At 73.2% G+C, this 18,701-nt stretch carries 19 protein-coding genes; 8 read left to right on the top strand and 11 right to left on the bottom strand.

Annotation, left to right across the window (positions count from 1 at the left end):
- Positions 1-9: 9 nt before the first annotated feature.
- From ABIQ69_RS03230 to ABIQ69_RS03220, 3 genes are read left to right on the top strand one after another with little or no spacing between them, the layout of a single operon-like run.
- Positions 10-1,128, top strand: coding sequence for an alcohol dehydrogenase catalytic domain-containing protein (locus tag ABIQ69_RS03230; RefSeq protein WP_350348969.1), 1,119 nt, complete (start codon positions 10-12; stop codon positions 1,126-1,128).
- Entirely contained in the window at positions 1,125-1,895 is a 771-nt protein-coding gene (gene fabG, locus ABIQ69_RS03225) for a 3-oxoacyl-ACP reductase FabG (RefSeq protein WP_350348968.1), read from the top strand. Before ABIQ69_RS03230 ends, fabG begins: the two co-directional genes overlap by 4 nt.
- Positions 1,892-2,383: a MaoC family dehydratase gene (locus tag ABIQ69_RS03220; protein ID WP_350348967.1), complete on the top strand. Its 492-nt coding sequence runs from the start codon at positions 1,892-1,894 to the stop codon at positions 2,381-2,383. Before fabG ends, ABIQ69_RS03220 begins: the two co-directional genes overlap by 4 nt.
- 63 nt (positions 2,384-2,446) lie before the next feature.
- Here the strand turns inward: ABIQ69_RS03220 and ABIQ69_RS03215 are convergent, their stop codons facing one another.
- Entirely contained in the window at positions 2,447-3,679 is a 1,233-nt protein-coding gene (locus ABIQ69_RS03215; RefSeq protein WP_350348966.1) for an acetyl-CoA C-acetyltransferase, read from the bottom strand.
- A 31-nt stretch (positions 3,680-3,710) separates the two neighbouring features.
- A complete protein-coding gene (locus ABIQ69_RS03210; RefSeq protein WP_350348965.1) occupies positions 3,711-4,964 on the bottom strand; it encodes an acyl-CoA dehydrogenase family protein in 1,254 nt (417 codons plus the stop codon).
- A gap of 90 nt (positions 4,965-5,054) precedes the next feature.
- Between ABIQ69_RS03210 and ABIQ69_RS03205 the strand changes: the two genes are divergently transcribed.
- The 5 genes from ABIQ69_RS03205 to ABIQ69_RS03185 all read left to right on the top strand — a co-directional run bounded on the left by ABIQ69_RS03205 (position 5,055) and on the right by ABIQ69_RS03185 (position 10,262).
- Positions 5,055-5,720, top strand: coding sequence for a QsdR family transcriptional regulator (locus tag ABIQ69_RS03205; protein ID WP_350348964.1), 666 nt, complete (start codon positions 5,055-5,057; stop codon positions 5,718-5,720).
- Complete coding sequence (locus ABIQ69_RS03200; protein ID WP_350348963.1) at positions 5,720-6,175, top strand: thioesterase family protein; 456 nt, start codon at positions 5,720-5,722, stop codon at positions 6,173-6,175. Before ABIQ69_RS03205 ends, ABIQ69_RS03200 begins: the two co-directional genes overlap by 1 nt.
- A gap of 121 nt (positions 6,176-6,296) precedes the next feature.
- On the top strand, positions 6,297-7,349 hold the full coding sequence (locus ABIQ69_RS03195; protein ID WP_350348962.1) for a phosphotransferase family protein: 1,053 nt from the start codon (positions 6,297-6,299) through the stop codon (positions 7,347-7,349).
- The gene (locus ABIQ69_RS03190; RefSeq protein WP_350348961.1) at positions 7,349-8,551 is read left to right on the top strand and encodes an acyl-CoA dehydrogenase family protein; all 1,203 of its coding nucleotides are present in this window, start codon (positions 7,349-7,351) and stop codon (positions 8,549-8,551) included. The genes ABIQ69_RS03195 and ABIQ69_RS03190 overlap by 1 nt, the downstream gene beginning before the upstream one ends.
- A gap of 55 nt (positions 8,552-8,606) precedes the next feature.
- The gene (locus ABIQ69_RS03185; RefSeq protein ID WP_350348960.1) at positions 8,607-10,262 is read left to right on the top strand and encodes an AMP-binding protein; all 1,656 of its coding nucleotides are present in this window, start codon (positions 8,607-8,609) and stop codon (positions 10,260-10,262) included.
- 63 nt (positions 10,263-10,325) lie between these two features.
- On the opposite strand, the gene ABIQ69_RS03180 is transcribed toward ABIQ69_RS03185, so the two are convergent.
- From ABIQ69_RS03180 to ABIQ69_RS03140, 9 genes are all read right to left on the bottom strand, one after another.
- Positions 10,326-11,600, bottom strand: a complete 1,275-nt coding sequence (locus tag ABIQ69_RS03180) for an ABC transporter substrate-binding protein (RefSeq protein WP_350348959.1) — start codon at positions 11,598-11,600, stop codon at positions 10,326-10,328.
- A gap of 3 nt (positions 11,601-11,603) precedes the next feature.
- The gene (locus ABIQ69_RS03175; protein ID WP_350348958.1) at positions 11,604-12,803 is read right to left on the bottom strand and encodes a branched-chain amino acid ABC transporter permease; all 1,200 of its coding nucleotides are present in this window, start codon (positions 12,801-12,803) and stop codon (positions 11,604-11,606) included.
- Positions 12,800-13,678, bottom strand: coding sequence for a branched-chain amino acid ABC transporter permease (locus ABIQ69_RS03170; protein WP_350348957.1), 879 nt, complete (start codon positions 13,676-13,678; stop codon positions 12,800-12,802). The genes ABIQ69_RS03175 and ABIQ69_RS03170 overlap by 4 nt, the downstream gene beginning before the upstream one ends.
- Positions 13,679-14,449 (bottom strand): ABC transporter ATP-binding protein, encoded by a 771-nt coding sequence (locus ABIQ69_RS03165; RefSeq protein WP_350348956.1) that lies wholly within the window; start codon positions 14,447-14,449, stop codon positions 13,679-13,681.
- Positions 14,446-15,228: an ABC transporter ATP-binding protein gene (locus ABIQ69_RS03160; RefSeq protein ID WP_350348955.1), complete on the bottom strand. Its 783-nt coding sequence runs from the start codon at positions 15,226-15,228 to the stop codon at positions 14,446-14,448. The genes ABIQ69_RS03165 and ABIQ69_RS03160 overlap by 4 nt, the downstream gene beginning before the upstream one ends.
- A gap of 242 nt (positions 15,229-15,470) precedes the next feature.
- Entirely contained in the window at positions 15,471-16,205 is a 735-nt protein-coding gene (locus tag ABIQ69_RS03155) for a glucose 1-dehydrogenase (protein ID WP_350348954.1), read from the bottom strand.
- A gap of 31 nt (positions 16,206-16,236) precedes the next feature.
- On the bottom strand, positions 16,237-17,280 hold the full coding sequence (locus ABIQ69_RS03150; protein ID WP_350348953.1) for an NADPH:quinone oxidoreductase family protein: 1,044 nt from the start codon (positions 17,278-17,280) through the stop codon (positions 16,237-16,239).
- Positions 17,277-17,873, bottom strand: a complete 597-nt coding sequence (locus tag ABIQ69_RS03145) for a TetR/AcrR family transcriptional regulator (protein ID WP_350348952.1) — start codon at positions 17,871-17,873, stop codon at positions 17,277-17,279. Before ABIQ69_RS03145 ends, ABIQ69_RS03150 begins: the two co-directional genes overlap by 4 nt.
- An 11-nt stretch (positions 17,874-17,884) precedes the next feature.
- A complete protein-coding gene (locus ABIQ69_RS03140; protein WP_350348951.1) occupies positions 17,885-18,640 on the bottom strand; it encodes an SDR family oxidoreductase in 756 nt (251 codons plus the stop codon).
- Between the last annotated feature and the right edge of the window lie 61 nt (positions 18,641-18,701).

Raw genomic sequence — 18,701 nt, 5'->3', positions numbered from 1 at the left:
GAGGTCGACATGCGAATCACCGGCGCGGTGCTCGAGCGCTCGGGGGCGGAACCCCCGTTCACCCGGTCGCGACCCTTCACCGTCGGGCCGCTCGACCTCGACCCGCCGGGCCCCGGCGAACTGCTCGTCCGCATCGAGGCCGCCGGCGTCTGCCACTCCGACCTCAGCGTCGTCGACGGCGCCCGCGAGCGGCCGACGCCCATGCTGCTCGGGCACGAGGCATCCGGCATCGTCGAGGCGGCCGGCGAAGGCGCCGACGACCTGGTGCCCGGCACCCGCGTCGTGATGACGTTCCTGCCCCGCTGCGGCCGCTGCGCCGGCTGCCGGACCGACGGCCGGCTGCCGTGCGAGGCGGGCTCAACGGCCAATGCCGCGGGCACCCTCGTCGGCGGAGGCATCCGACTGCACCGCGGCGGGGAAGCCGTCCACCACCACCTCGGGGTCAGCGGCTTCGCCACGCACGCGGTCGTGAGCCGCACGTCGGTCGTCCCCGTCGGGCCCGACGTGCCGCACGACGTCGCGGCGCTGCTCGGCTGCGCGGTGCTCACCGGCGGCGGCGCCGTGGTGAACGCCGGGCGACCGCGCCCGGGCGACCCGGTGGTCGTCGTCGGCCTCGGCGGCGTGGGCATGGCCGCCCTCCTCGTCGCGGTCGCCCTCGGACACGAGGTCATCGGGGTCGACGCGGTCGACGCCAAGCTCGATCTCGCCCGCCGGCTCGGCGCCTCCCAGGCCTTCTCGCCGGCGGCCGCGATCGACGCGGGCCTGCGGGCACCGGTCGTGATCGAGGCGGCCGGGTCTGCACGAGCGTTCGAGACCGCCTTCGCGCTCACCGCGCCGGGCGGCACGACCGTCACGGTCGGCTTGCCCGCTCCCGATGCCCGGGCGTCGATCCCGCCGCTCGCGCTCACCGCCGAGGCCCGCACCGTCGTCGGCAGCTACCTCGGCTCCGCGGTGCCCGAGCGCGACATCCCCCGCTACGTCGACCTGTGGCGGGCCGGGCGCCTGCCGCTCGAACGACTCGTCTCGTCCCGCATCCGGCTGGACGAGATCGACGCCGCCATGGACCGCCTCGCCGGCGGCTCCGAGTTGCGGCAGCTCATCATCTTCGACGAGAGGACCTCCGCATGACCCACCAGCCCACCGGCGCCCCGCGCGTCGCCATCGTGACCGGCGCGGCCCGCGGCATCGGCGCCGCCACCGCTCGCCGTCTCGCCGCCGACGGATGCCTCGTCGCCGCACTCGATCTCGACGAGTCCCAGGCGGCCGCGACCTCGGCCGCCATCGAGGCGGACGGCGGACGCGCCATCGCCGTCGGCGCCGACGTGTCGGATGCCGCGGCCGTGGAGGCCGCCGTCGCCCGGGTCGCCGCCGAGCTCGGCGCGCCGACGATCCTCGTGAACAACGCCGGCATCCTCCGGGACAACCTGCTGTTCAAGATGAGCGACGGCGACTGGGACGCCGTCATGCAGGTCCACCTCCGCGGCGCGTTCCTGATGACCCGGGCCGCGCAGGCGCACCAGGTCGAGGCCAAGTGGGGCCGCATCGTGAATCTGTCGAGCACGTCGGCCCTCGGCAACCGCGGCCAGGCCAACTACGCCGCCGCGAAGGCGGGGCTGCAGGGCTTCACCAAGACGCTCGCGATCGAGCTCGGGCGCTATGGCGTCACGGCGAATGCCGTCGCGCCCGGCTTCATCGCGACCGACATGCTGCGCCAGACGGCCGAGCGCATGGGCATCACGTTCGAGCAGCTGCTCGAGGGGGCGGCGAAGGAGATCCCCGTGGGCCGGGTCGGGCAGCCGGAGGACGTCGCGGCGGCCGTCGCGTTCTTCTGCTCCGAGGCCGCGTCGTTCGTGTCGGGTCAGGTGCTCTACGTGGCGGGCGGGCCGAAGGCATGAGCGCCGCCGGTTCGACCGGGGCGGCCGCCCCGCCTGCCGCGTTCGCCTCACCCGACGCCGTCGTCGACGCTGTCGGCACCGTCCTCGGGCCCGGGGAGTGGTTCACGATCGACCAGGCGCGCATCGACGCGTTCGCCGACGCCACCGACGACCACCAGTGGATCCACGTCGACGTCGCGCGCGCGAACGCGGGACCGTTCGGCGCACCCATCGCGCACGGCTTCCTCACCCTGTCGCTGCTCACCGCGCTCGCGACGCCGCTCCTCGAAGTCGGGGGCCTCGCGATGGGCGTGAACTACGGCTTCGAACGCGTGCGGTTTCTGCAGCCGGTGACGGCCGGCTCGCGCGTGCGGGCCGCCGGCACGATCGCCGCCGCCGAGCGCACGGGCACGGGTGTCCGCATCACGCAGGACCTCACCGTCGAGATCGAGGGCTCGGATCGGCCCGCCCTCGTCGCCCAGTGGGTGACGCTGCTGGTGCCCGCCTGAAGTGGCGCAGCCGGACGACGGATGCCCCGGGCCGAGGCCCGGGGCATCCCTCGTCTGCGCAGGTCAGACCCGCTCGAGCACCATCGCCATGCCCTGGCCCCCGCCGACGCACATCGTCTCGAGGCCGTACCGGCCGCCGACGGCCTCGAGCCCGGTGATGAGCGTCGACGTGATGCGGGCACCCGTCATCCCGAAGGGATGCCCCACCGCGATCGCCCCGCCGTGCACGTTCAGCCGCTCGGGGTCGATGCCCAGCTCGCGCGCCGAGGGGATCACCTGGGCGGCGAACGCCTCGTTCAGCTCGACCAGGTCGATGTCGTCGATGCCGAGGCCGGCACGCGCGAGCGCCCGCCGCGACGCCTCGACCGGACCGAGCCCCATGATCTCGGGCGAGAGCGCCGACACCCCGGTGGACACGATCCGCGCGAGCGGCTGCAGGCCGAGCTCGTCGACGATGCGCTCCGACACGACGACCACCGCCGCCGCGCCGTCGTTCAACGGGCAGCAGTTGCCCGCGGTCACCGTGCCGTCGGGCCGGAAGACGGGATCGAGCGCGGCGAGCGCCTCGACCGTGACACCCGGCCGCGGCCCGTCGTCGGCGTCGACGACGCGGCCGTCGGGCAGCGTGACCGGCGTGATGTCCCGAGCCCAGAAGCCGTCGGCGATCGCGCGCTCGGCGCGCTGCTGGCTCCGCGCGGCGTACGCGTCCTGCTCGACACGCGTCACGCCCATGAGGTCGGCGACGTTCTCGGCGGTCTGGCCCATGGCGATGTACGCGTCGGGCAGCGCCCCGTCGGCGCGCGGGTCGTGCCACCGGCCGAGCCCGGCGACTCCGGCCGCAGCCCGTTCGTCGGTTCGGGCGATGGCCTCGGCGAACCGCGGATTCCGCACGTCCTCGCCGGGGATGTAGTCGGCGGTGCCGCGGGCCGAATGCGTCACCGACTCGACGCCCGCCGACACGAACACGTCGCCCTCCCCCGCGCGGATCGCGTGGAACGCCATGCGCGTGGTCTGCAGGCTCGACGAGCAGTACCGGTTCACGGTCGTGCCCGGCACGCCGTCGAGCCCGAGCAGCACCGCGACGATGCGGCCGAGATTCATGCCCTGCTCGCCGCCCGGCTGCCCGCAGCCGAGGAGGAGGTCCTCGACGCGTGCGGGGTCGAGACCGGGCACCCGGTCGAGGGCGGCCTGGACCAGCTGCGCCGCGAGGTCGTCGGGGCGGAGGTCGACGAGCGAGCCCTTGCGGGCCCGCCCGATCGGGGATCGGGCGGTGGCGACGATGAAGGCTTCGGGCATGCGGGGCATCCTCTCGGTTCGCGGGCGCGGGTCAGTGGAACGCGGCGATGCCGGTGATCGCGCGCCCGACGATCAGGGTGTTCATGTCGTAGGTGCCCTCGAAGGTGTAGACCGCCTCGGCGTCGGCGAAGTACCTCGCGACGCCGTGGTCGAGCTGGATGCCGTTGCCGCCGAGGATCTCGCGGCACCAGCCCACCGTCTCGCGCATGCGGGCCGTGACGAACGCCTTGGCCATCGCGGAGTGGTGGTCGCGCTGCTCGCCCTCGTCCTGCATCGCGGACACGCGCATGCACAGGGCGATCGAGGCCGTGATGTTCGACAGCGCGTTGGCGAGCTTCTCCTGCACGAGCTGGAACGAGGCGATGGGCTTTCCGAACTGCACGCGCTCCTTCGCGTAGGCGAGCGCAGCCTCGTAGGCGCCGACGGCGACGCCGATCGCCTGCCAGGCGACCTCGGCGCGGGTGAGCCGGAGCACGACGGCGACGTCACGGAAGCCGTGGATCTCCTGCAGCCGGTCGCGCTCGGGCACGACGACGCCATCGAGCACGATGTCGGCGTTCTCGACGCCGCGCAGCGACTGCTTGCGCTCGATTTTGGTGGCGGTGAATCCGGCCGTCGGGGTGCGCACGAGGAACCCCTTCACCTGGTCGTCGGCGGTGTCGCGCGCCCAGATGACGACGACGTCGGCGAAGGTGGCGTTGCCGATCCAGCGCTTGGCGCCCTGGAGCACCCACTCGTCGCTTCCGTCGGCGGCGGTGCGGCGGGTCGCGGTGGTCTCGAGCCCGCGTGCGGTGTCGGAGCCGTGGCCGGGCTCGGTGAGGCCGAATGCGCCGATGAGCTCGCCGCGAGCCATCTGGGGCAGCCATTCCTCCCGCTGCTCGTCGGAGCCGCCGACGTGGATGGCGTTCATCGCGAGCCCGGAGTGCACGCCGATGAACGTGGCCGTCGAGGGGTCGACGCGCGCGATCTCGAGCGCGATCCAGCCGCGGTACACGCAGCTGTTCTCGAACTCCCGCAGGCCGGGGAATGCCGCGCTGAAGAGGCCGAGCTCGGCCAGCTGCGGGATCAGGTGCCTCGGGCTCTCGGCCCGCTCCCACAGCTCGTCGGCGTACGGGCCGACCTCCGCCTCGAGGAATGCGCGAATCCGCCGGACGGCGGCCTGCTCGTGGGGGGTGAGCTGCTGCTGGAACGCGTAGAAATCGGCGTCGAGCAGGTCGGCGGGTGGGCCGTCCGTCTCTGGCGCGCGGCCGGGCACGGTGCCCGGTTCGGTCGTGGTGAGCGTCATCGCTTCTCCGATCGTCGGTGATCGAGACGAGTATGCAACATTTTCGAGAATGTTGCACGTGGTGGCATCCGCGGCCGGTAGCATTCCCGCATGTCCACCGCAGCCGCCGCTCGCGCCGACCACCCCGCCGGCGACCAGCCCATCGCCGCCGTCGGGCTCGACGCCGCACCCTCCTGGCTCTCCGAGCGCCTGCGCACCCACCCCGACGCCGACCGGGCGTTCCGCCTCGCCCGCGAGACGTTCATCGCCGGGCGCCGCATCGACATGGGCGCGCTCGCGACCTCGCTCGGGGTCGACCGCACCTCGCTGTTCCGCTGGGTCGGCAACCGCGACGCGCTGCTCTCCGAGGTGCTGTGGTCGCTCGCGGTGCCGACCCTCGTGCAGGCCGAGCACGCCGCCGACGACGGCGGGCTCGAAGGCGCCGAGCGCGTGGCCGCCGTGCTCACCCACTTCGTCGACGACCTCATCCAGGCCGACTACTTCCGCCAGTTCCTCCGCCGCGAGCCCGCCAGGGCCCTGCGGCTGCTCACCACCAAGGAGAGCGAGATCCAGCGCCGCTACGTCGCGACCGCGGCCTGGCTCGTGCGGCGCGACCTCGGCGACGAGCCGCTCGGCGGCGCCATCGACCCCGACGCCCTCGCCTACCTCCTCGTCCGAGTGTCGGAATCATTCACCTACGCCGACCTCATCGCCGGCGACCCGCCCAGCACCGAACGCGCCAGGGTCGCCTTCCGGCTCCTCCTCCGGGCCGACTGATGGCCGAGACGACGGAGACGACCGAGACGACGGATCCGGCGGACGGCGCCCGCTTCCTCGCGCGCGAACCGTTCCAGACGCGGTGGAACGATAACGACCAGTACGGCCACCTCAACAACACGGTCTACTACCAGGCGATGGACACCGCCGTGAACGCGTGGATGATCCGGAACGCCGGGCTCGACCCGCAGGGCGAGGAGATCGCCCTCTGCGTCGCCTCGCGCTGCGACTTCCTCGCGCCCGCGGCGTTCCCCGAACCCCTCGAGGTCGGCATCGCCGTCGGCCGGCTCGGCACGACGAGCCTCACCTGGCGACTCGCGATCCTGCGCGAGGGCGGCGACGAGCCGATCGCGACGGGCGAGTTCGTGCACGTGTTCGTGGATGCCTCGACCCGCCGGCCCACGTCCGTGCCGGGGCGCATCCGCGCCGCGCTCGACGCCGCGCACTCGCGCTGAGCCACACTGAGTCGCGCGAAGCCCGACCGGCGGTCGCGCTACATACCGACCGCGCGGTATGCTGGCGAGGCCGCCCACTCGGTGCGGCACCACCGGCGATGTCGCGGAAGGGCGGTCGAGGATGACCCGGACCCCAGGACTCCATCCCGCGGGGCTCACGAACTGGCTCGCGGCGAGGCATCCCTCGCTCGCCCGCGGGCCGCTCGAGGCCCGCCTCATCGCGGGCGGCCGCAGCAACCTGACCTACGCCGTCGACGGCGCCACACGGCCTCTCGTGCTCCGCCGACCGCCGCTCGGGCACGTCCTGCGGAGCGCCCACGACATGTTCCGCGAGCACCGCGTCATCTCCGCGCTCGCGGCCACCGACGTGCCCGTGCCCGACGCGATCGACGTCGTCGACGACACGGCCGACGCGCTCGTCACCGGCACCCCGTTCTTCCTCATGGAACGCGTCACGGGACGGGTGCTCGGCGACCGCGCGCAGAACCGCGAGTTCACCGCCGGGGGCCTCCGCGCCCTGAGCCTCGAGCTCGCGACCGTGCTCGCCGACCTGCACGCCATCGACCCCGAGCCGGTCGGCCTCGCCGACTTCGGCCGCGGCGACGGCTACCTCGCCAGACAGGTCGCGACCTGGCGCCGTCAGCTCGACGCCTCGCGCTCGCGCGAGCTGCCCGCACTCGACGAGCTCGGCGCCCGCCTCGCCGACGGCATGCCCGAGACGAGCCGCACCACGATCGTGCACGGCGACTACCGGCTCGACAACGCGCTCGTCGACGGGGCAGGCGACACTCCGCGGATCTCGGCGATCCTCGACTGGGAGATGGCCACCCTCGGCGATCCGCTCGTCGACCTCGGCCTGCTCGGCCTCTACTGGAGCATCGGCGACCTCCCGGGCGACGCCGGCGCGATCGCGCACAGCTCGGTCGACCTCGACGCCGGCTACGCCGAGTTCGACGAGCTCGTCGACGCGTACGCGGCGCGGGCCGGCATCGGGGTGCCCGACCTGTCGTGGTACCGGGCCTTCGCGGCGTACAAGCTCGCGGTGATCCTCGAGGGCATCCACTTCCGCTTCCGCTCGGGCGAGACCGTCGGCGAGGGCTTCGACCGCATCGGCGGCCTCGTCGAGCCGCTCGCCGCAGAAGGCCTCGCCCGCGCCGCGGTCGGGAGGCGCTGATGGACTTCGCCCCCGACGCACGCACCGAGACCCTCCTCGCCGAGGTCCGGGCGTTCCTCGACGACCGCGTGCTCCCCGCCGAGCCGGTGCTCGACGCCCAGCTCGCCGCGAGCCCCGGCGAATGGTCGTTCCGCCCGATCGTCGACGAGCTCCGCGCGGAGGCGCGCGAGCGCGGGCTGTGGAACCTGTTCCTCCCGGGCGAGCGCGGCGCCGGACTCACGAACCTGCAGTACGCGCCGATCGCCGAGGCCACCGGCTGGAGCCCGCGGCTCGCGCCCGTCGCGTGCAACTGCGCCGCGCCCGACACGGGCAACATGGAGCTGCTGAACGACTTCGGCACCCCGGCGCAGCGCGAGGAGTGGCTCGGGCCGCTGCTCGACGCCCGCATCCGCTCGGCGTTCTGCATGACCGAGCCCGATGTCGCGTCCTCCGACGCGACGAACATCGCGACGCGGATCCGCCGCGACGGCGACGACCTCGTGATCACCGGTCGCAAGTGGTGGTCGACCGGCGCGATGAACCCCGATGCCCGGCTGCTGATCGTGATGGGCCGCACCGACCCGGATGCCCCGCGCCATCGTCAGCAGTCCATGGTGCTCGTTCCGCGCGACGCCGAGGGCGTCGAGATCGTCCGCCCACTGACGGTGTTCGGCTACGACGACCGCGATCACGGCGGACACGCGGAGATCGTCTTCCACGACGTGCGCGTGCCCGCCGCGAACCTGCTCGGGGGCGAGGGCGAGGGATTCGCGATGGCGCAGGCCCGGCTCGGGCCGGGACGCATCCACCACTGCATGCGCGCTCTGGGCATGGCCGAACGCGCCCTTGCCCTCGTGCGCGAGCGCGGGGTCGCCCGGCACGCATTCGGCCGGTCCCTCGCCGAGCAGGGCGTCGTCCGGGAATGGGTCGCGGAGTCGCGCATCGAGCTCGAGGCGCTGCGCCTGCTCGTGCTGAAGACGGCGTGGCTCATGGACACCGTGGGCAACCGGCAGGCGATGACCGAGATCCAGGCCATCAAGATCGCCGTGCCCCGCGCCGTGCAGCGCATCCTCGACCGGGCCATCCAGGTGTTCGGGGCCGCCGGCCTCTCGGCCGACCAGCCGATCGCCGAGATGTTCGCCGGCGCCCGCGCCCTCCGCCTCGCCGACGGCCCCGACGAGGTGCACCTGAACGCGCTCGGCAAAGCCGAGTTCGCCCGCTGAGCGGGACCACCCGATCCACCCCGCCTCCATCGACGACGATGAAAGGACCCAGCACATGACCCACCACCCCGACCCCGCGATCGACGGCGACGGCTTCGGCACGCTCTCCCTCGCGAGCTGCCTGGCCGAGACCGCGACCCGGCATCCCGACCGCCGCGCCCTGCTCTTCATGGGCACGACGACCACGTACGGCGAGCTCTGGGCGCAGACCCGCGCCTACGCCGGCGCCCTCCGCACGCGCGGCATCGGCCGCGGTTCCCGGGTCGCCCTCATCGTGCCGAATGTGCCCGACTTCGCCCGCGTGTTCTACGCGACGATCTCGCTCGGGGCCGTCGCGGTGCCCGTCCACCTGCTCTTCAAGTCGGAGGAGATCGAGTACGTGCTGCGCGACTCGGGCGCCGACCTCGTCGTCGTCGCGGCTCCGCTCCTCGGCGAGGCTGTCCCGGCGGCCGCGGCCGCGGGCGTGCCGCTCGTCACCGTGCTCGCGCCGCCCGTCGAGGCGGGCGGGCCCGACCTGCCGCGGCTCGAGGACGAGGCATCCGTCGCCGTCCCGATCGAACGCCACGTCGCCGTGCGCCCCACGGATGCCGCGACCGTGCTGTACACGAGCGGCACGACCGGCTTCCCGAAGGGCGCGGTCGGCAGTCACCTCGCCGCCGTGGAGCAGGTGCACTGCTCGCTCATCGACTCGTTCGACCTGCGCGCCGACGACGTGGTCTTCGGCGGTCTGCCGCTCTTCCACGCGTTCGGGCAGATGGCCGTCATGAACATGGCGTTCCGGGTCGGCGCGGCGATCATCCTGCTGCCGAAGTTCGACCCGGCGCAGGCGCTCGACCTGCTGCTCGAGCACCAGGCGACCGCGTTCACGGCCGTCCCCACCATGTTCGTCGGCATGATCGAGGCGGCGGCACGCACCGACGCCCGGCCGCCGCTCCGATTCGCGGTCTCGGGCGGTGCCGCGCTGCCCGTGGCCGTGCTCGAGGCCTTCAAGGCGACGTACGGGGCCGACGTGCACGAAGGGTACGGGCTCACGGAAACCGCCCCGACCGTGTCGTCGAACACGCTGCACGAGCCCATCCGCCCGGGCACCGTCGGCCGGCCGCTGTGGGGCGTCGACGTCGCGATCGCCGACCCCGAGGTCGAGGGCCGCATCGAGCTGCTCGAGGTCGGCGCAACAGCCGGCGCGGCGGCCGGTGCAACGGCCGGCGCGACAGAAGGCGGCGAGGAGCGCGGCGAGCCGCCGCTCGGCGAGATCGTCGTCCGCGGTCACAACCTCTTCAAGGGCTACCTCGGCCGTCCCGACGCCTCGGAGCAGGCCGTCGTCGACGGCTGGTTCCGCACCGGCGACCTCGGCACCTTCGTCGACGGCGTGCTCACCATCGTCGACCGGAAGAAGGACATGATCGTCCGGAACGGCTACAACGTGTACCCCTCCGAGGTCGAGGCGGTGCTCGCCCGGCACCCGGATGTCGCGATCTCGGCCGTCTTCGGCCTCGCCGACGATGTCCACGGCCAGGAGGTGCACGCGGCCGTCATCGCGAAGGAGGGCCACACGCTCGACGCCGAGGAGCTCATCGCATTCGCGCGCGACCGCATCGCGGCCTACAAGTATCCGCGGGTGGTGCACGTCGTCGACCAGCTGCCGGTCGGAGCGAGCGGCAAAGTGCTGAAGCGCGCGCTCGTGGAGCAGTTCGCGGCCGTCGCCCGCTGACCCCCGCAGACGAACGGATGCCCCGGGCGCTCGGCCCGGGGCATCCGTCGTCTCTGCCGTCGGCTACGGCGCCGGCACGCCCTCGTTCTCGAGCGGCACCGGCTCGGCCTCGACGGTGACGACGTCGCCGCCTTCCAGGGCGTAGGTCGTGCCGACGAAGTCCTGCACGCCCTGATCGACGGTGGTGATGCCGACCCCGAGGTACGCCGCGTGGCTGTCCTCGCCGAAGGCGAGGGGCAGGATGCCGTTGCCGACGAGCTCCCCCGAGGAGACCGCGTCGAGCAGGCTCTCCCGCGTCGGGTCGTCGCCGGCCCGAGCGAGCGCCTCCGCGAAGAGGTACCCGACGCTCATGCCGTAGACGGTGTTGCCGTCGAACGGGGCGCCGTCGTTGTACTCGTCGTTGATCTGCCGGAACAGCGCCGTCCACTCCCCATCGGGGCTGAAGGGCAGGTAGTTCGTCGAGATGAAGCCCTGCAGCAGCTTCGGCGCGAGATCCTCGCCGAGGAAGCCGACGAGCGTCGGGTAGTCGCCGCCCGACGACGAGGAGTACCAGGCGGGGAAGTAGCCGAGCTTCGCGGCCGTGCCCACGGCGAGCGCGGTGAAGCCGTTCACCGTCGCGAGCAGGTTCACCTCGCAGCCGGCGGCCTGCATCGCCCCGATCTGGGCCGTCACGTCCTGATTCGACACGGAGTAGCGCTGCACCTCGGCGAGCCCGCCCGTGCCGAGCACGAGTTCGGCGCCCTCGACCACCTCGTCGCCGAAGTCGTCGTCCTGGCCGAGGAGGCACACGGTCGCGTCGGGCCGCTCGTCGGCGGCGTACTGGGCCAGCGCGGCGCCCTCGACGACGTAGTCGGCGTTGAACGCGAAGGTGTACGGGTACTCCTCGGGCTGGTTCCAGCTCGTCGAACCCGAGGCGACGAACAGGTCGGGCACCTCGTTCTGGTTCAGGTAGTCGAGCACGGCGGTGTGCGTGGGGGTTCCGAGCCCGTTCAGGATGGCGAAGACCTCGTCCTCCTGCACGAGTTCGCGGACGACGGTCTGCGTTGTCGCCGGGTTGTACCCGTCGTCCTTCACGACGTACTCGATGGTGCGGCCGTTGATGCCGCCCTGGTCGTTGACGTAGTCGAAGTACGCCTTCGTCGCCGCCGAGATCGAGGAGTACCCAGCGGCGGCAGGGCCCGTGAGCGGCTGGTGAGTGCCGACCGTCACGGTCTCATCGGTGACGCCGGGTGTGGACTCGGCGGCGCCCGGCGTGCTGCACGCGGCGAGCGCGAGCAGGGTCGCCGAGGCGGCGGCCGCCGCGACGATGCGGCGGTGCGGTGCGGGGTGCTGTGACATGGGTCACCTCTCTGGTTCGGTGGGGATGGGATGGAGCGCAGGTGGGGCGGCCGGGTGCGAGGAACGGATGCGCCGCCGCCGGAGCGCGCCCGCGAGGCCGCCCGGCCAGACGGCCGTGACGAGGATGAGCAGGCCGCCGAAGACGAGGACGGCGAGGTTGCCCGAGAGGCGCTGCTCGACCTCGCTCGGCAAGTCGACCGCGTCGATGCCGGTGCCGATGAGCCACGGCAGGAGGACGACGACGACCGCGCCGACGGCTGCGCCGCCGATGCTGCCGAGCCCGCCGACGACGACCGCCACGACGAGCAGCAGCGAGAAGGCGAGTGTGTACGCGCCCGGGCTCACCGACTGGGTGACGAAGCAGAGGACGGCTCCGCCGGCGCCGGCCGACACGGCGCTCACCGTGAACGCGGCCACCTTGACCCGTCCGGAACGCACGCCCGCGAGCCTCGCGGCGGTCTCGTCGCCGTGCACCGCGCGCATCCGCAAGCCGAGCCGTCCGCGCCGGATGGCCACGAGCCAGGTGATCACGACCGCGGTGACGAGGATCGACACCCACGCCTGCCACTGCTCGACCGCGATGAGGGCGCGGAGCGCGGGCGGCACGCCGTCGTACGCGATCTGCACGCCCTGATCGCCCCGGAACACCCCGCCGAAGACGCTCGTGACGGCCGGCAGGGCGATCACGAGGGCGAGCGTGACGCCCGCGAGGTACGGGCCGGAGAGCCGGGCACCCGCGAGACCGAGCAGCAGCCCGAGCAGCGCCGCGGCGGCGATCGCGGCGAACAGCGAGACGACGAACCTCGCCACCCCGTCGACGCCCGCCTCGGTGAGCGCGTTCGCCGTCAGTGCGTAGCCGTAGCCGCCGGTGGCCATGAGCGCGGCGTGGCCGAGCGAGAGCTGGCCGCTCAACCCGATGAGCAGGGTCAGCCCACCCGTGGCGCAGAAGGTCGCCGCGACGAGCGCGAGCTGGTAGTTGCGGTACGGGTCGAGCAGGAACGTGCCCGCCACCGCGAGCACGGTGAGGGACGCCGCCACGACGAGCAGCCGCGGCAGACCGGTCAGGCGCGGCAGGAGGCGCGGGGTCCCCGGGGGGCGCAGGGTACGCAGGGGGCGAGGCATCCGCGGCGATGCGCGCGCCGCCTCTCCCGGTGTCGTGGCCTCAGCGGGCGTCGTCTCGGCCCGTGTCGTGGTCTCGCTCATGCCTGACGCACCTGCCTCGCGGAGAAGATGCCGCCGGGCCGGACGAGCAGCACGACGACGAGGAGCACGAGCACGGCGATCGGCGCCACCGTCGCGCCGAGGTATCCCGTGACGAGACTCATCACCACGCCCACGATGAGCCCGCCGACCAAGGCCCCCGGCGGCGAGTCGAGGCCGCCGACCACCGCGACGGTGAAGGCGTACACGAACAGCACGTCGGTGGAGTGCGGACTCAGCCCGAGCTCGGTCGGCACGAGCAGCAGGGCCGCGAGGGCGGCGACCGCCGCCGACAGCATCCAGCCGACGGTGAGCATCCGCGACACCCGGACGCCGAGGAGCCGCGACACCTCGGGCGCGAAGGCCGACGCCCGCAGCTGCAGACCGAGCGAGGTGCGCGCGAACAGCAGGGCGAGCCCCGCCATGACGGCCACCGCGACGGTCAGCACGAACAGGTCGTACGGCGAGAGCACGGGCACGCCGGCGATCTCGATCGGGCGCTCGTCGAACGGCACCTGCATGGGACGCACCTGGGCGCCGAACGCGATGCCGAGCGCGGACTGCAGCACCATCACGAGACCGATGGCGATGATGACGCCCGACAGCGGCGAGCCCTGCGGGGCGAAGCGCATCACGCCGCGCTCCACGGCGAAGCCGATCGCGGCGCCCGCGACGAGCGCGCTCGCGAGCCCGGCCCAGTACGAGCCCGTGAGTCCCGTGACCGCGAACGCGACGTAGACCGCCACCACGGCCATGGCACCCTGCGCGAAGTTCACGATCCGCGCGGCGCGCCAGATGAGCACCAGCGACAGGGCGAACAGGGCGAAGATGGCGCCGCGCGCGAGCCCGGTGGCGAGGAGGAAGAGGAGTCGGTCCATTCAGAATCCCAGGTAGGCGTGCCGGAGGGCGGCGTCGGAGGCGAGTTCGGCGGCGGGAGCGTCCGCGACGACCCGGCCGAGGGAGAGGACGATGCCGCGATCGGCGATCGAGAGCGCACTCGTCACGTTCTGCTCGGCGAGCAGCACCGTGAGGCCGGTGCGGGCGGCGGTGTCGCGCAGCACGCCCATGAGCTGGGCCACCACGAGCGGCGCCAGGCCGAGCGAGGGTTCGTCGAGCATCAGCACCCGCGGCTCGGCGATGAGCGCGCGGCCGAGCGCGAGCATCTGGCGCTCACCGCCCGAGAGCTCGTGCCCGGCGCTGGCACGCCGCCGCGCGAGCGGCTCGAACAGCTCGAGGATGCGTGCCACGGCCGCGTTCCTGGCCGAGCCCCGGTGGCGGTGCAGGGCGCCGAGCAGCAGATTCTCCTCGACCGTGAGCTCGGCGACGACGCTCCGCCCCTCGGGCACCTGCGCGAGTCCACGACGGGCGCGGTCTTCGACGCGGACCCCTGCGAGATCGGCGTCGTCGAGACGCACCGACCCGGATGCCACGGGCACGAGCCCCGCGACCGTGCGGAGCAGCGTCGTCTTGCCGGCGCCATTCGCGCCGAGCAGCGCGATGATGGAGCCCGGCGCGATCTCGAACGAGACCTCGTGCAGCACCGGCTCGCCGCCGTAGCCCGCGGCGAGGCGGTCGACGGCGAGCGTGCCGCCGGCGGTGCCGGCCGGTGCGGCTCGGACGTGGGACCCGGCTTCGGCTCGCGTGCTCATGAGGCCGCCTTCACGCCGAGGTAGGCCTCTTCGACGCGGGGATCCGCCTGGACCACGGCGGGGGTTCCCGTCGCGATGACCCGGCCGAAGTCGAGCACCACCACGCGATCGGCGAGCCCCATGACGAAGTCGACGTGGTGCTCGACGAGCAGCACGGATGCCCCGCTTCCCGCGACCTCGCGAACCGTGGCGGCGAGCCGGTCGATGTCCTCGGCGCCGAGACCACCGGCCGGCTCGTCGAGCAGCAGCAGCGAAGGCCGGCTGACGAGCGCGCGAGCGAGCGCCACGCGCTTCCGGTCGGGATAGGGCAGCGCCCCCACCGGCGTCGACGCGCGTTCCCGGAGCCCGTGGGCGTCGAGCTCCGCGAGGGCGAGCGCGACGTTCGCCGCCGACGGCGGGCCGAGCGGGACGAGCAGGTGCTCGAGGGGGGTCATCCCGTCGACGAGGCCGAGCCCTTGCAGCGTTCGCGCGACGCCGCGGCCGAGCAGGCCGGTCGGTGACGCCGGCGCGGGCCGGCCGTCGATGCGGACGGACCCGGCCGTCGGGCGGACGAGGCCGCACACGGCGTTGAAGACGGTCGTCTTGCCCGCGCCGTTCGGGCCGATCAGGGCGACCGTCTCGCCGGGGTCGACGTGGAACCCGACGTCGGCGAGCGCGGTCAGCCCTCCGAAGGTGACGGTGAGGCCGTCGACTTCGAGGCGGGGCGTGGCGTGCGACGCCGGAGCGGCCGGGTCGGCCAGGCTCGGGGCGGTGTGCGTCGGTGGAACGGAGCTGGGCATCGGCACCTCTTCGTGTCGGATGCCGCCATGCTACCCGAGAAACCGACCAGACGGTATGTCAATGTTGCAACGCCGTCATCCCCCCGGCGGAACGCACCCTCCGGTGGCCGCGGTCCTGCCATCGGTTGCCGGCGGCGAAGTGCCGCGAACTGCGCTTCCGGGGCGCGTGAAAACGCCGATCGCGCGACCTCGCGGCCGCGGCAGCGCCGGGGCGAGGCGGGTCAGCGAGGGTGGGCACCCGATCAGCGGTGGGCGATCGCGGTCGTCATGCCGCCGTCGACGACGAACTCGCCGCCGGTCGTGTATGCGGAGGCGTCGCTCGCGAGGAAGACGACGGTGCCCGCGACATCCTCGGGCAGCGCGGGCCGGCCGAGCGGGATCTGCAGGGCGTCGGGGTCGATCCGGGTGGTCATGTCGGTGAGGATGAGGCCGGGATGCACCGAGTTCACGCGGATGCCGCTCGGCCCGAGCTCGACCGCCAGCGACTTCGTGAGCCCGCGGACGCCGAACTTCGATGCCGTGTACCCGTGCAGCGACGGGCTGCCTCGAAGCCCTTCGACCGAGGAGATGTTCACGATGGAGCCGCGCCCGGCCGCCTTCATGGCGGGCACGACGGCTCGGCAGCCGAGGAACGTGCCCGTGAGGTTCACCGCGATCACGGCGTCCCACTTCGCGAGGGTGAAGTGCTCGATGGGTGCCGCGTTCGCGATACCGGCGTTGTTCACGAGGACGTCGACTGACCCGAACTCCTCGAGCGTCTTCGCGACGACGTCGGCCCAGGCCGACTCGTCGGTGACGTCGAGGTGCCGGAACCGCGCGCGGTCGCCGAGCTCGACGGCGAGCGCCGCGCCTTCGTCGTCGAGCACGTCGGCGATCAGCACGTTCGCGCCGGCGGCGTGGAGCGCCCTCGCGTACGCCTCGCCGAGCCCGCGGGCGGCTCCGGTGACGATGGCGGTGCGGCCGTCGAGTGCGGTCATGTCGGGTCCTCCTGGGTCGGCGCCGGCCGTGTCAGTCCGAGACGCGGACGACGAGCCGGCCGGTCGTCGTGCCGCCGGCCAGGCGCTGCACGGCGGCGGGCGCATCGGCGAACGACACGACGTCGGCGACGACGGGCGCGATGGCCCCGGATGCCGCGAGCCGGGCGAGCTCGTCGTGAGCGAGCTGCACGAGGTCGGGCCGGCGCTGCTGGTAGAGCGCCCAGTGCAGCCCGAGCACGGAGTAGTTCTTCACGAGCGCGTGGTTGGCCCGCACCTGCTGGATGGTGCCGGCGGCGAACCCGACGACGACGATGCGGCCCTCGAACGCGATGCACTTCGTGGACGCGTCGTACGCGTCACCGCCCACGGGGTCGAAGACCACGTCTGCGCCGTGACCCCGCGTCGCGGTCTTCACCCCATCGACGAGGTCGTCGCGGCCCCGCACGAGGACGACCTCGGCGCCGGCGCCGGCAGCGACCGCCGCCTTCTCCTCGCTCCCGACGACACCGATGACCCGGGCACCGGCGGCCGTCCCGAGCTGGACGGCCGCGGTGCCGACCCCGCCGGCGGCGGCGTGGACGAGCAGCCACTCCCCCGGCTGCAGCGCTGCACGCCGGTGCAGACCGAACCACGCGGTCTGGTACGCGATGGTGAGGGCGGCCGCGGCCGCGTCGTCGAGGGAATCGGGGGCGAGGCGCACGGCGGCGGCGGGCAGCACCGCGTACTCCGAGAGCACGCCGATCTGCGAGCCGACGACGCGGTCGCCGACGGCGAAGGAGGTCGCGGCCGGGGCATCCCCGGCCGGCGCCGCGACCGCGGGCCGGTCAGCCGCGTCGCCGACCTCGACGACGTCGCCCGCGAGTTCGATGCCGATGGTGAACGGCGGCTCGGGCCGCACCTGGTACTCGCCGCGTGCGAGCAGCACGTCGGGGAAGTTCACGGCGACCGCGCGGGTGCGGACGAGCGCCTCGCCGGGTCCGGGCACGGGCACGGGAACCTCGCGGAGCTCGAGCACCTCGGCGGGTTCTCCCGGTCGGGTGACCTGCCAGGCGCGCATGCGGTCGGGGCGGGTCATCCGTCGCTCCGGCCGCTGCTGCTCGCGATGCCGCTGAGGAACAGGTCGGTGAGCTGCTCGGCGACGACGGACTTGTCCTCCGGCCCTTCGGGCGAGTACCAGTGCGAGAGGTAGTGGACGTCGCTGAAGAAGTTGGCGATGAGCACAGGGCGGGGGATGTCGGTCCGGTAGCGCCCCTCGGACTGACCGCGTTCGATGAGCGCGGAGAACTCGTCATGGTAGGCGCGGCGGCGCCGGGTGACCTCCTGCTGGCGGGGCGCCGTCAGCATGTGCATGCTGCGGAAGAACACCGTGCCCTCGGGCAGGAAGTCGATCGAGGTCTCGATGACGTCGACGCAGACGTCGTGGAGGACGACGTCGGTCGGCCCGCCGCGCGCGATGATCTCGTCGAGCCGCGACTTCTGGAGCGACAGCATGCGGTCGTAGATGGCGAAGAGCAGATCGTCCTTCGACTCGAAGTAGTGGTACATCGCGCCTTTGGTGACTCCGGCGGCCTCGACGATCTGCTGCACGCTGGTGTTGGCGTATCCCTGGGCGGCGAAGAGCTCGACCGCTGCGCGGGTGACCTCGTCGGCGACGTTGACGTCCTTCATGCATCCATCCTTCACCCGACGGGGCGGATCAGCCCGCCGCCGTCGATCGGGAGCGTGTGGCCGGTGATCCACCCGGCGTCGTCGGAGAGCAGGAACGCGACCGGCCCGGCGACGTCGTCGGGGACGCCGAGCCGGGCGAGCGGGTACTCGGCGGCGACCTCCGCCTCGCGGCCCTCGTAGAGCGCGGTGGCGAACGCCGTCTTGATCACGGCGGGCGCGACCGCGTTCACCCGGATGCCCGGCGCGAGCTCGTAGGCGAGCTGCATCGTGAGGTTCACCAGCGCCGCCTTGGAGATGCCGTACAGGCCGATGCCGGGGCTCGCGGCGAGCGCCGAGATCGACGCGAGGTTCACCACCGAGCGGGTGAGGCCGGCGGCGACGGCGTCGCGCGTCCACTCCAGCGCGGCGAGCACGTTGACGTCGAGGATCTTGCGCGCCGCGGCGACGTCGACGTCGACGTCGGCGAGCGACCCGTAGACGGGGTTGATGCCGGCGTTGTTCACGAGGTGGTCGAGGCGGCCGTGCCGGTCGGCGATGCGGGCGAACACCTCGGCGCGGTGGTCGGGGTCGTCCGCCTTGCCCGCGATGCCGATGGCGTGGTCGGGGCCGCCGAGCGCGGCGACCGCGTCGTCGAGCGAGTCGGCCTTGCGGCCGGTGAGGACGACGGATGCCCCCTCGGAGACGAGCCGCCGGGCCACGGCGAAACCGATGCCGCGGCTGCCTCCGGTGATCAGGGCGACGCTGCCCTCGAATCGCTGCACGGCCACTCCTCCGCTGCCATACCGTCTGGTCGGTATGACCCTAGCATGTCACCGGGGGCCTCACGGT

Origin of the sequence: Agromyces sp. G08B096, assembly GCF_040267705.1 — a bacterium.
Lineage (GTDB): Bacteria > Actinomycetota > Actinomycetes > Actinomycetales > Microbacteriaceae > Agromyces.
Note: the sequence above shows the minus strand (reverse complement) of the source record. Positions and strands in the feature narration are given on the sequence as shown.